Origin of the sequence: Kitasatospora sp. NPDC056138, from assembly GCF_042264695.1 — a bacterium.
Classification (GTDB): Bacteria; Actinomycetota; Actinomycetes; order Streptomycetales; family Streptomycetaceae; genus Kitasatospora.
The window spans coordinates 38,019-50,413 of the sequence record NZ_JBHJVK010000059.1; the positions used below are offsets into that span (position 1 = coordinate 38,019).

Annotated in this window: 11 protein-coding genes and 2 pseudogenes; 7 read left to right on the plus strand and 6 right to left on the minus strand. The window is 70.7% G+C overall.

Annotated features, from left to right (window positions below; all coding sequences use genetic code 11):
- From ACFC1R_RS29045 to ACFC1R_RS29060, 4 genes and pseudogenes are all read right to left on the minus strand, one after another.
- A pseudogene (locus ACFC1R_RS29045) lies at window positions 1–408 on the minus strand (hypothetical protein); the annotation flags it as partial.
- Window positions 409–451: 43 nt separating this feature from the next.
- Window positions 452–2,212, minus strand: a complete 1,761-nt coding sequence (locus ACFC1R_RS29050; RefSeq protein ID WP_375943568.1) for a serine/threonine-protein kinase — start codon at window positions 2,210–2,212, stop codon at window positions 452–454.
- A gap of 700 nt (window positions 2,213–2,912) precedes the next feature.
- A complete protein-coding gene (locus tag ACFC1R_RS29055) occupies window positions 2,913–3,569 on the minus strand; it encodes a response regulator (protein WP_375943570.1) in 657 nt (218 codons plus the stop codon).
- Complete coding sequence (locus ACFC1R_RS29060) at window positions 3,566–4,774, minus strand: sensor histidine kinase (RefSeq protein WP_375943572.1); 1,209 nt, start codon at window positions 4,772–4,774, stop codon at window positions 3,566–3,568. The genes ACFC1R_RS29055 and ACFC1R_RS29060 overlap by 4 nt, the downstream gene beginning before the upstream one ends.
- A gap of 133 nt (window positions 4,775–4,907) precedes the next feature.
- Here ACFC1R_RS29060 and ACFC1R_RS29065 point away from each other — a divergent pair, with 133 nt between their 5' ends.
- The 5 genes and pseudogenes from ACFC1R_RS29065 (at window position 4,908) to ACFC1R_RS29085 (ending at window position 8,446) form a co-directional block, all read left to right on the plus strand.
- On the plus strand, window positions 4,908–5,819 hold the full coding sequence (locus ACFC1R_RS29065; RefSeq protein ID WP_375943574.1) for an ABC transporter ATP-binding protein: 912 nt from the start codon (window positions 4,908–4,910) through the stop codon (window positions 5,817–5,819).
- 8 nt (window positions 5,820–5,827) lie between these two features.
- Window positions 5,828–6,664: an ABC transporter permease gene (locus ACFC1R_RS29070; protein ID WP_375943575.1), complete on the plus strand. Its 837-nt coding sequence runs from the start codon at window positions 5,828–5,830 to the stop codon at window positions 6,662–6,664.
- 97 nt (window positions 6,665–6,761) lie between these two features.
- A pseudogene (locus ACFC1R_RS29075) lies at window positions 6,762–7,118 on the plus strand (transposase); the annotation flags it as partial.
- A 546-nt stretch (window positions 7,119–7,664) separates the two neighbouring features.
- Window positions 7,665–8,252, plus strand: a complete 588-nt coding sequence (locus ACFC1R_RS29080) for a histidine phosphatase family protein (RefSeq protein WP_375943577.1) — start codon at window positions 7,665–7,667, stop codon at window positions 8,250–8,252.
- Entirely contained in the window at window positions 8,237–8,446 is a 210-nt protein-coding gene (locus ACFC1R_RS29085) for a M4 family metallopeptidase (protein ID WP_375943595.1), read from the plus strand. Before ACFC1R_RS29080 ends, ACFC1R_RS29085 begins: the two co-directional genes overlap by 16 nt.
- A gap of 83 nt (window positions 8,447–8,529) precedes the next feature.
- On the opposite strand, the gene ACFC1R_RS29090 is transcribed toward ACFC1R_RS29085, so the two are convergent.
- Entirely contained in the window at window positions 8,530–8,862 is a 333-nt protein-coding gene (locus tag ACFC1R_RS29090; protein ID WP_375943579.1) for a hypothetical protein, read from the minus strand.
- Window positions 8,863–9,018: 156 nt separating this feature from the next.
- Complete coding sequence (locus ACFC1R_RS29095) at window positions 9,019–9,309, minus strand: hypothetical protein (RefSeq protein WP_375943581.1); 291 nt, start codon at window positions 9,307–9,309, stop codon at window positions 9,019–9,021.
- A gap of 312 nt (window positions 9,310–9,621) precedes the next feature.
- Here ACFC1R_RS29095 and ACFC1R_RS29100 point away from each other — a divergent pair, with 312 nt between their 5' ends.
- Window positions 9,622–10,260 carry an HAD-IA family hydrolase gene (locus tag ACFC1R_RS29100; RefSeq protein ID WP_375943583.1) on the plus strand — a complete coding sequence of 213 codons (639 nt, stop codon included), beginning with the start codon at window positions 9,622–9,624 and terminating at the stop codon, window positions 10,258–10,260.
- A 707-nt stretch (window positions 10,261–10,967) separates the two neighbouring features.
- On the plus strand, window positions 10,968–12,158 hold the full coding sequence (locus ACFC1R_RS29105; RefSeq protein ID WP_375943585.1) for a globin domain-containing protein: 1,191 nt from the start codon (window positions 10,968–10,970) through the stop codon (window positions 12,156–12,158).
- Window positions 12,159–12,395 lie beyond the last annotated feature (237 nt).

A 12,395-nucleotide genomic window follows, 5' to 3' on the forward strand; every position in this document is an offset into this window, starting at 1 on the left:
CCGCACCGTCGTGGCGGCAGCCGCAGGCTCCAACTCCACAGTGGCAACGGTCTCAGACTCACCGCTCTCACCGACCGCGCATACGTCGGCAGGCGTGGACCGCACCGTCGTGGCGGCAGCCGCAGGCTCCAACTCCACAGTGGCAACGGTCTCAGACTCACCGCTCTCACCGACCGCGCATACGTCGGCAGGCGTGGACCGCACCGTCGTGGCGGCAGCCGCAGGCTCCAACTCCACAGTGGCAACGGTCTCAGACTCACCGCTCTCACCGACAGCGCGTACGTCGGCAGGCGTGAGCCGCACCGTCGTGGCGGCGGCAGGGTCGGGCGGCGCCGGTCTGTCGAGGCGCCGCGTGCGGTCCGGCTCCGGGACGGTCTCCGTGGCCGGGCGCTCTTGAGGTGTGGTCATGGTCTCTTCCTGGCGGGTGGTGCGGTGTGGTCAGCGGGGGCGGTCAGCGGGGCGGGTTGCACAGGTAGGCGTAGACCTCCTGGTAGCTGCCCTGTCCCCGGAGTGCAGCGGGGTCGGTGCCGACCTGCAGGCCCCACGCGGTCGCGTTGTCCGCGAAGGTGTGGCTGACCGGGAACGACACGTTGGCCTGGCCCTTGGCGAGCGTGAGGCTCTGGGTCGCGACGACTTTCCGGGATGATCCGCCGTCTATCCAACTGATCTTCAGCGTACCGGTGTTGGCGCCGTTGGTGGTGACCTTGACGGTGCCCTTGGTGCCGTAGTTCCCGTAACAGCCGTACGAGGAGATGGTCAGCGAGATGACGCGCAGCGGCGTCGGGGATGGCGCGGGCGTCGACGGGGATGGCGAAGGCGTCGACGGGCTCGGCGGAGTCGGACCCCCGGTGGTGGCCGTCGGATCCGTCACCGGCCCGGGGACCGGCGCAGGTGCGTCGGTGGCGGCCGGGCCCGCAGCGCCCGGCCCGGTCGGGGTCGTGGGAGTAGCCGTCGCACCGGGCGTGGCGCTCGTCGAGGACGACGCCGACGCCGACACCGAGGCCGAGGCGGAAGGTGAACCGCTTGCGGACGACCCGGCCGAGGACGCGCTCGCCGCAGGCGCCAGCGAGGTCGTCAGTTCCGGTGCCGGAGCAGCCGCGGGCGTCACGCGTGCGGCATCCACGCTGTTGGCGGCCGCGATTCCGGCCATCGCCCCGGCCACCAGCGTGACGCCCACAGCACCCGCCGCAATGCGGACCCTCCGACTCAGCCGCGGACGCCGTGCGGGCTCGACGTCGGCGGTGGCCGAAGCCGCGGCCGAGTCCGCGCCGCCGCCCAGCACCGTGGTGGCCAGCGTGGTGCCGCCCGCACCCGCACCGCCGCCGGACGGGAGCAGCAGGGGCAGCAGCGCCACCAGCGCCGCGAGCGCCCCTCGCCCGCGCTCCTCCCAGTCCTCGCCGTACTCGGAACGCGCCACCCGTTCGAGCTCCTCGACCAGCGCGGCCGCGCTCTGCGGGCGTTCCCCGGGCGTCTTCGCCAGGCCGGCCCGGATCAGCGGCCGGACCGGCTCCGGCGCCAGCTCGTCGGGGATGGGCGCCTCGGTGTGCTTGACCGCCAGCTCGGCAAGCGTCTTACCGCGGTAGGGCTTGGTACCGGTCAGGCACTCGAAGAAGGTCGCCGTGGCCGCGTACACGTCGCCGGACGGCGAGGCCGGCTCGCCCGCCCACTGTTCGGGGGCCATGTAGACGGGGGTGCCGGCGACGCCCGGCCGCTCGCCGCTGCGCACCGCGATGCCGAAGTCCACCAGCTTGGACGAGCCGTCGGCCGCGACCAGCACGTTCTCCGGCTTGTAGTCGCGGTGCACCACACCGGCCGCGTGCGCGGCGGCCAGGCCGTGCAGGGACCCCTTGAGCACCACCAGCGCCGCCTCCGGCGAGGTGGCGCCCTCCTGGCTCAGCAGCCTGCGCAGCGCAACGCCGTCCACCAGCTCCATCACGATCGCGGCGCCCCGGGGGCTCTCCACGTACTCGTACAGCGCGGCCACCTGGGGCGAGCACAGGCCTCCGAGCAGCACGGCCTCCTTGCGGAAGGAGGCGGTGTCACCGACCGCCGCGCTCAGGTACTTGACGGCGACCCGCGTGCCAGTGGAGTCGTGCCGGGCCAGCATCACCCGCCCGCTCGCCCCGGCGCCGAGCTCGCGCTCATGGGTGTAGCCGGGCAGCGTCCACAGGCCGTCGGTCTCCGCCGGCGCGCCCTCGGTCTGGCCGTTCATTCTCAGTCTCTCTCTTGGTCTCTCTCGGGTCGGGCGAGCTGCGCCGCGCCGTCCGGACGGACGTCGGTGCACCACTGCCGCGACGTGCCACGGCGTGCCACGGCGTGCCACGGCAATGTCGGCGACGTGAACGTCAGGGCCCCGGGTTCCCGCCCGGGACGGATCGCAGGTCACGATTCGGATGCTTCGCATGCATCCGCAAAACCCTTCGCACACAGGCGAGTTCACGTCATCGGCCGACCGGTCGTCCGATCGCGCAGCCACCCGGCGGCGAATTGTACGACGCGCGCCGGATCCGTCGCCGCGCGTGCCGACCGGACGGAGGACGGGTGGAGGAGCTGTGGCGTTCCGAGTGGGACCGGCGCCGTGTGCACCGCCCGACGGTGCGGCCGGGCGCACTCCCCACAGGAACGCGGATCGGTCAGGGCGTGCCGCCTCCGCTACCGCGTCACCTGCGCGGACGAGCGGCCGCCGGCCCGTAGTGGCGCAGCGCGGTCGTGCCGTGGCCGAACAGGTCGCGGACTCAGGCGCCCTCGGTGGGGCGGGGATCGGTGCCAAGGCCGAGTACCCGGCAGACGTCCTTGGCTTGCAGGCCGTGCTGGCCTGTCTTGCGGCTGGCGGCGACGACTCGGGTCGGTGAAGGCACCTGTCGAAGTCATGGGAGGGCACCGGGGCCCGGGCCACGGCGGCAAGGCGTTGATCAGGGACGCACTGACACCAGGCCCGTCTCGTAGGCGGTGATGACGAGTTGGGCGCGGTCGCGGGCGTTGAGCTTGGCGAGCAGACGAGTCATGTGCGTTTTGACGGTGGCCATGCTGATGGTGAGGTGGGCGGCGATCTCGGTGTTGGAGAGGCCTCGTCCGACGAGGGCCAGTACCTCGCGTTCGCGTTCGGTGACGCCGTCGAGCGATTGCCGCGCTGCGGTCGGCTCGGCGCGGTTTGCGTGATGTGCGATCAGGCGGCGGGTGGCGCTCGGTGCGATCAGGGCGTCACTGGCGGCGACGACGCGGATCGCGGCGAGAATGTCCTCCAGCGCCATGTCCTTGACGAGGAAGCCCGACGCACCGGCGCACAGTGCGGCGTAGACGTACTCGTCGTCGTCGAAGGTGGTCAGGACGACGACGCGGGCTGTGGTGGGCCCGGCGGTGATCAGGCGGGTGGCTTCGATGCCGTCCATGCCGGGCATGCGGATGTCCATCACCACGATGTCGGGCCGGGCGCTTTCACAGAGCCGGACCGCGTCGACGCCGTTGCCGGCCTCTCCCACGACCTCGATCTCGGGGTTGGTGGCGGTGGCCATCCGCAGGGCGGCACGCACCAGCGGTTGGTCGTCGGCGAGGACGATGCGGATGGTCATCGAACCCCTGTCGGCAGGGGCAGGCGGGCGGTCACCCGGAAGCCTCCCTCGGGACGGGGCGCGGCAGAGAACTCGCCGTGCAGTAGGCCGACTCGTTCGCGCATTCCGATCAGGCCGTAGCCGGAGCCCGCCGTGGCGCCGCACCCGCGCCCGCCATCGAGGACCTCGATGGACAGCTCTTCGGGACGCTGGTCGATGAACACCTGGCACGAGCCCGCGCCGGCATGGCGGACCACATTGGTGATCGACTCCTGGAGGATCCGGAAGGCCGACAGGTCGATCTCCGGAGGGAGTGGTCGCCGTTCGCCCTGCCACCGCACCTCAACCCGGACACCGGCCACCGTCGTCGCTGTGGCCAGCCGCTCGACATCCGCCAAGCCCGGTACCGGCCCCAGCGGCACGGGCTCGAACGGGTCATCGGGTTCGGCCTTACGCAGCGCGCCGAGCATGCGGCGCAGCCCCGCCAGGGTTTCCCGGCCGGCGGCTTCGACGGCGGTCATCGCCTCGCTCGCACTCGGCGGATCGATGTCGATCACCATGCGCGCCGCGCCGGCCTGGAGAGCGACGATGCCGATGTTGTGCGCGACCAGGTCGTGCAGCTCGCGCGCGATCCGCAGCCGCTCGGCGGTGACGGCCTGGGCTGCTGTCTGGGCGCGCGACTTGCGGGTGTGGTCGCGGGCCTGACGTATCGTGTTGCCGATCAGCCAGGCGACCGCGCCGGACAGGGCGTCGGCAAGTTCCGCCGTGGTGTTGACCGACCCTGCCAGCAGCAGCCGCAAGCTCGGGTAGGCGATCAGTGCGCCGAGTGCCAGGGCGGCTGCGGTGAGCGAGGTCCCACGGGGGCGGGCGGTGGCGAGGAAGCCCAGCGCCACGTCGGCCGCCAGGAACAGCAGAATCGGGATCTGCTGCATGTTCAGCGCCATCGAGGCGGTGAACGCGCCGGCGAGCAGCAGGGCGAATGCCGGCAGCGGCCTGCGGTGCAGTGCGGCGCTGCCGGCCAGCGTCACGGCGGTCGCCGCTGCCAGGGCCAGGTAGCCCGAGCCCGAGGGGCTGGTCCCCGCTTGGGGGTAGTCGATCGGTCGGAACTGGCCGGGGAACGTGGCGTACACGGCCAGCACGTACACCATTGCCGCGCACCAGGTCAGCGACGTGTAGACACCCTGCGGCACTCGTGTGAGCAGGGACAGGCTCGGCGAGACGGACATGCGCCCGATCGTAGCCACGTGATCTCCGTCAGGGCGTCAGACCACGGTCGTACGACGCGGGCTTGACCGGAAGCCGCAAGAGCGGACACCGGTCCGACGCCGAAGGCGTGTCGTTCCCGGCACTGTTGGCCGCGTGATCGAAGCGAAAGAACTGACGAAGCGTTATGGCAGCACAACGGCCGTCACCGCCTTGACCTTCACTGTGCGGCCGGGACACGTCACCGGCTTCCTCGGCCCCAACGGAGCGGGCAAGAGCACCACTCTGCGCATGATCCTGGGGCTCGACCGGCCGACGAGCGGCACCGTCACGGTCGGCGGGCGCCGGTTTCGCGACCATCCGCGCGGGCTGCGCCAGGTCGGTGCGCTGCTCGATGCCGCAGCCGTCCACGGCGGGCGCAGCGCGTACGCCCACCTGTGGGCCTTGGCCCGCAGCAACCGCATCCCGCGCCGCCGGGTGGACGAGGTCCTGCAGGAAGTCGGACTGGCCGACGCGGCGCGCCGACGGATCGGCGGGTACTCGCTCGGGATGAAGCAGCGGCTCGGCATCGCCACCGCCCTGCTTGGTGACCCGCCGGTGCTGCTCTTCGACGAGCCGCTCAACGGCCTCGACCCCGAGGGCGTGCTCTGGGTACGCGGCTTGTTCCATCGCCTGGCCTCTGAAGGCCGCGCGGTGTTCGTCTCCAGCCATCTGATGAGCGAGATGGAGAACACCGCCGACCAACTCATCGTGATCGGCCGGGGCGAACTGATCGCCGCCGAAAGCCTGACCGAGTTCGCCGCGCGCAGCGCCGGGGCCAGCGTTATGGTGCGGACGCACGAGCCCGACGCACTGACAGTGCTGCTCACCGCGCACGGCGCGATGGTGCGCCGGGACGGCGAGGGAACGCTCAAGGTTGCCGGTCTGAGCGCAGCCCGGATCGGCGAACTCGCCTTTCAGAGCCGCATACTGCTGGGCGAGTTGGCCACACGGAACGCCTCCCTGGAGGAGGCGTTCATGGACCTGACCGCCGATCACGTCGAGTACCGCGCCGGAGAATCCCGATGACCAAGCCCATGACGACTGTCCGAGCCACCGCGCCTGAGCCCCGTCCCCGGTTCCGCGACCTGCTCGCCGCCGAATGGATCAAGCTCTGGTCGCTGCGCTCGATCCGGTGGACCTTCGCCCTCAGCGCGGCGGCCCTCGTCCTGTTCAACGCCAACGGTGTCCTTGCCGACTACCGCAACTGGCCGAGCTATTCGCCGCAGTTGCGGGCGAGCTATCCGGCGGCGGGTTATGCGGACGCCTTCGTCCCCAGTGCGGCGATGGTCCTCATGCTCGTCACCGGCAGCATCGGCGCGATCGCCATCGTGGGCGAATACGCCAGCGGCCTGGTGCGCACGACCTTCACGGCCGTCCCCGCCCGACGTTCCCTGATGGCCGCCAAGTCGCTGGTCGTGGCCGCCGCCACCGCCGTCTACGGCGCACTGGTCGCCGCAACCTCGTTCGCCGTAGCCCAGGCCGTTCTGTCCGGTCGGCACATCAACCTGTCGATCAGCCACCCCGGCGCGCTGCGAGGTGTCCTTGCCTCCACCCTGCTCGCACCAGTGTGTGCGCTGATCGGCATGAGCATCGGCGCCGTCATCAGGCACACAGCGACCACCATGGTCACGACGGCGGCCCTGCTCCTGCTGGTCCCTGAGTTCTTCGACGAGCGGCATCGCTGGACGGCCGCCATCGCGCACGTCATGCCCTACACCGCCTGGCAGCGACTGTGGCGCCTCGACGAACTCGGCTTCCCACCGGGCATCCACTACCCGGGGGCGGCCATCGAGGCATGGATCGTATTCGCCGCCTGGCCCCTGGTCGCGGTGCCCTTCGCCGCGCTCGTCGTACGCCGCCGAGACCTGTGAGAGCGGGCTGCAAGGGTATGGGCGGTTCGCCCTTCTATCGAAGTCTCCTTCCCGCAAAGGCGGTTGACATTCGGCGGGGATGCGGTCTGCTGTAGGTGTGGGCGAGCGTAGGCCCTACCCGAGTTACCTGTCGGATGAGGCGTGGGAGCTGATCCGGCCGGTCATCACGGCTTGGAAGGGGCGGCACCCGTCGGTCAGTGGCCACCAGGGCCGGTACGGCATGCGAGAGATCGTCAACGCAGTCCTGTACCAAACCCGCACTGGTTGCCAGTGGCGCTACCTGCCCCACGATCTCCCGACCCCCAGCGCGGTCTACTACTACTTCGGCAAGTGGCGCGACGACGGCACCGACCAGACCATTCACGACCTGCTGCGCTGGCAGGTCCGCGAGAGCCGGGGACGGCACGAGGACGCCAGCGCGGTCGTGATGGACACCCAGACGGTGCGCACCTCTCGCCGTTGGAGTTGGGTGCACGCGAGCCAGAAGGAATGGAACGCGCGCCCTCGCAGGTTCGCCGACGCCTCGCTGCGCATGGTCTCTTCGATGAGCGGTTCGGCCGCAGACGCGTCGCCGAGCTGGCCCAGCGCGATGCCGGTGTCGACGGTGAGCTTCGTCCGATCGAAGTACTGAACCCACGCCGGGCCGTCATCGGCGGGGTCGATCCGCTCGAAGTACCGGTGCGCGTCCGCGATGGCTCGGCGGGTGGACTCCTGGTCCTGCGCGCTGGCATGGCCGAAGGCTTCCCGCATGGACAGCATCACCATCAGCCTCGGCGTACCGGCATCGAACCGGGCGCTGTCCTGCGCGGCCCGGGCCAGGGTGATCGCGTCGCGGGCCTTGTCCTCGTAGGTGGTCTGGAGGCTTAAGAAGACATCTCATTTGGTTGGTTGGCTGGCGGGGACGGGTTCGGCCATGTCAGGCTCCGCCCATCCCGGATCGTGCTCTTCATGAACCGGCCTCCGGACCTGGCCGACAGGTCGTCAGATATCGTGCACGGCCATGGGAGAGTTGATAGTTGTCCGGCACGGGCAGACCGAATGGAGCCTGTCGGGCCAGCACGCCGGCCGCACCGACGTTGCGCTGACCGATGCGGGTGAGGCCGCCGCCAGGGCGCTAGCTCCGAGACTGGCCCAACGTCGTCTGGTCGCGGTCTTCAGCAGCCCGCTGGGCCGCGCGATGCGGACGGCCGAGCTTGCGGGCCTGGCTGATGTCAAGCCTGATCCGGATCTGGTGGAGTGGGACTACGGCGGCTACGAGGGCCTGACCGCCGAGCAGATCCAGGAGTCCAGGCCGGGCTGGGATCTGTGGCGGGACGGCGTCATTCCCGGGGATGCCACCCATCCTGGCGAACAGCTCCAGCAGGTGGCCGCGCGCACGGACGCGGTGCTGGACCGGATTCGGCCATTGCTGGGCGGGGGCGATGTCGCCGTGGTCGCTCACGGCCATCTGGCGCGAGTGATCACCGTGCGCTGGCTCGGGCTCGATGCGTCCGCTGCCCGGCTGCTCGGCCACCCGCACCCGGGCTCTCTCAGTTTCCTGGCCATTGAGCACGGGCAGCCGGTCATCTCTGCCTGGAACGTCCCGTAGCGGCAGGCCGGCGTCACGCCTGGGAGAAGGCCGGCCGGATCTGGTACGACGCCGTCACCGGCGGCAAGCTCACCGCAGAGGCGACCTTCGCCGACTTCGCCAAGCTGACCGCAACCGTCGCCGAGGACCTCTACGGCAGCGGGACCGAACTGGACGCCGTCAACAACGCCTGGAAGACCGTCGGCATCCGCTGAGCCCTTCCCCGGCGAGGCCCTCCGGCGGGACAACGGCGGTCAGTCGCCGGGGGGCCAGGGCAATGTCCGGGTACGGCGGCGGATCAGTCGGAGCGGCGGCCGATGAAGTCTCCGACGCTGACCATCGTGAACAGGTCGACGGTGTCGCCGTCTTCGTCCTGCGGTGCCTTGAGTCGCAGGCCCACCATGTCGCCGGGCTTCCCGTCGGTGGGCAACCCCTCGTTCTTGGTCTTGACGGTCAGGACCTCGGTGCTCACCACCGATGTCCCGTTGTGGGTGACGGTGACTCCCATCCCCGCCGTGATCACGCCCTGTTCGACCGTCCCGTAGATGGACACGCCGGTCTCCGGGAAGGAGAGCACCTGGTCGATGCGCAGGCGCAGGGGGAGATTCTCGGACGTGGGCTCGCCACTCATGCGTTCTCCTCGGGTTCTCGATGGGTTTCGGCTGCCGGCGATCCGGCCATGGGCAGACCGATGTCGATCACGGCCGCGGAGACGAGGGCCTGGCCGGCGGCAGAACGGGACCTTCCAGCGGTCATGCCAGTTCCAACGACCGCGCAGGGGAAACGGTCACACCCGACCCCGGCCGCCCACCATGCGCGCCGTCCCCGTCCTCACCGTGACGGTGACCACCACGGCGACCTGCACCGGGGTGAAGCGGGCCGGGCGCCCGCTGCGCTTGCGGTCGGCCAGGACGGCCAGGACGGGCAGGGCGGGCAGGGCGGGCAGGGCGGGCAGGGCGGGCAGGGCGGGCAGGCCACCGTCGGCGAACCGGCCCCGCCAGGTGCGCACGGTGTCCGCGTGCACTCCCGCCTCGGCCGCGATCCGCGCGTTGGGCCTGCCCCGGGTCGCTAGGAGCACGATTCGTGACCGGACCCCGGCGTGGTGCGGAGTCTTGTGGCTGTAGGCCGCCTTCTTCAACCGTTGCCGCTCGGCGGCGGTCAGGACGATGGGGCGGGCGGCAGGAACAGGCAAGGCAGGTAGGCCGATCAGCAGGAGTGGATCACGACCTCGGCAGTGTGCCGCGCCCCGGCACGGGGACCGGGCAGGACTCCGGCGGTCCCGGCCAGTGTTGGTACCGAACCGGCCGGGGCCGCCGACAGCCGGGTGCCGCGATACGGTGCCCGCGGGCGGGGGCAGGGCGCCGATGGGTGTCTGGAATGATCACGGCCTATGGAGAGCCTGGCGTTCGACGCAGTGCTGTGCGATCTCGACGGCGTGATCCGCCTCTATGACCTCGCGGAAGTTGGGCGTCTGGAGCGGACCGCCGGGCTCCCCGAGGGCACCACCGCTGAGATTGCGTTCGCCCCGGAGCGGGACCTGCCGCTGCTGCTCGGCCAGATCAGCCGGGCCCAGTGGACCGCCTCCATCACCGACGCCCTGACCAGCCAGATTCCTGCCCGGCAGGCTGACACCCTGGCCACTGCCTTCGCCCATGCCCCCTTCCGGGCAGACCGGGCAGTGGTGGAGCTGATCCGGAGGCTCCGCGGCAGGGTGCCCGTCGTGCTGGTCACCAACGCGACCGTGTGGCTCGACGAGGACCTCGCTCTGCTCGGACTCACCGACCTGGCCGACCACGTGGTCAACAGCTCCCGCGTCGGCATCGCCAAGCCCGACCCTGGGATCTACCAGATCGCCGTGGAACGAGCGGGCGTCCCGGCCGGGCGCTGCCTGTTCGTGGACGACACCCAGGCAAACATCGACGCGGCCCGCGCGGCCGGCATGACCGCCGTGCTCTACCGCGACCCCTCAGACCTCCTCCGGGCACTGGCACCGGTCCTTGATCAGAACGCGGAAGTGCCGGCCGGATAGCCCGGTGACCGGAGCAGACGGTGCCGGCCAGTGACCGCTCGGGGCGGCTCCAGCAGGCCGCCTCGGCCAACGCGGCAACCCAACTGCCGCGGCGGACCACCAGGTCCACCGCGCATAGCGCCTGTCTCTCCCCCGCCACTGATTTTCACGTCGCCCCCCCGAAGGATTTCGAACGCCGACCACTAAAACTTGGGAAGCTCTACGCCGTCAGGGCCGACGCCGACGCCCGCGACCGGTCCTCCGGCGCCTCTGCCGCCTGCTGCAAGACGAGCCGATGCCGGACCGAAAGAGCCCGTCCGGAGCCCGTCGATCTCGCAGGCCGTGGCGGGTCACAACGCCCCGGAATTCTCCACCGAATGAGCAGAATCACCATCGGTTCACTTCAATGGGGACCGGGCTACGGCGATCGGACACCGACGGTTCGGCCCGGCGGGATTCCGACCCGACCGTGCGGCCGGAATTCAAGGACCAGTTACCCGTCCACGCAGCCGGTCGCACGCGGACGGACGGTACCAGATACGGCCACTACCGGCCAGTAGCGCACACTTCACAAATGATTCACCGGATTCCGCTTGCAAATCCGATTGGCGCCATGGGCAGAATGAGGCGTTTTCCGGGCCCGCAGCAAACAGTTCTCGACGCGAAGAACTGGACAGGAGAGTCACCGCGTGAAGTTTGGCGTCAAACACTCGGTCAGAAACCTCTCTGTGTCGGAGAATTCGCAGGGCCGTCCGCAGCCGGCGACACAGCGCCACGGCGCCGATGCGCTCCTGTCCGCACGGGACATCGCCCTGCTCCGGGCGAGCCGGGCCGCCGTTGAGCCGCATGCCGCGGACCTCCCGGTCCACTTCTACGCGACGCTGTTCCAGCGCTACCCCCAGGTCCGCGATCTGTTCCCGCTGCACATGGACATCCAGCACGACAAGCTGGTACGCGCCCTGCTGCTCATCGTCGACCTGGTGGACGATCCCGAGAACCTGGTCCGCTTCTGCTCCGACCTGGGCCGCGACCACCGCAAGTTCGGCACTCGGAGTGAACACCACGCGGCGGTCGGCGAGTGCCTGCTCGCCACACTGGAACACTTCGCCGGGTCCGCCTGGAACGCGGACGTCGCCACGGCCTGGACCCGCGCCTACACCGCGGTCGCGCAGGCCATGGACGGGGCGGCGCTGGCCGACGCCGCCGAGCGGCCGGCCGTCTGGGACGCCCGTATCGTGCACCACCACAGGTACGGCCCCGACCTTGCGGAGGTCACCGTGCGGACCGACCAGCCGTACCCGTTCACCGGCGGGCAGTTCGTCAGCATGGAGACCCCGTGGTGGCCGAAGAGCTGGCGCTACTACTCCCCCGCCAATGCGCCTCGGCCGGACGGGACCATCACCTTCCACATCCGCGCCGTTCCTCGCGGCCCGGTCAGCAGCGCCCTGGTGCACCGTGCGGCGGTCGGCGACGTCGTCCGGCTCGGCCGGCCCCTCGGTGACATGGTCCTCGACCCGGCCTCCACCCGCGACCTCGTGTGCGTCGCCGGCGGCACCGGGCTCGCACCGATCCGCGCACTGGTCGAGCAGGCCCTCCTGGACGGCGTCCAACGACGAATGGACGTCTTCGTCGGGGCCCGCGGCACGAACGAACCGCACGGGCTCGAGGACATCCGCCGGATCTCGCAGCAGCACCGCTGGCTCACCGTACGGGCCACCGTCTTCGACCCGGACATCCCCGGTGCCGCCTCCGGCCTGCCCGAGGCGCTGACGGCGGCCGGCCCCTGGCGGGAGCACGACGCCTATGTCAGCGGCCCCGGGCCGATGATCGTCAGTGCCGCCCGGGCGCTGTACCACGCAGGGGTGCCGCTCGAGCGCATCCACCACGACCCTTTCGTACGCCTCGACTTCGCCCCCTGAGCACGTCCGCGCCTACGCCGTGGAGCACCTCAACCGCCCCGGTGCGGATGACGACGACTGTGAAAGCTGGCCGCCCGCCTATCACGACCGACTCGCCGCACTCCTGTCCGACCACGCGCCCGGCGTCGATGCCACAGCATTTGTCAACTTGACCCGGCCCTGATGGGACCGGGCTTGTGGGTAGGGCGCGGCTGGCTGCCGCGTGGCCTCCCACGTCTGAGCCACCTGGGTTGCGGT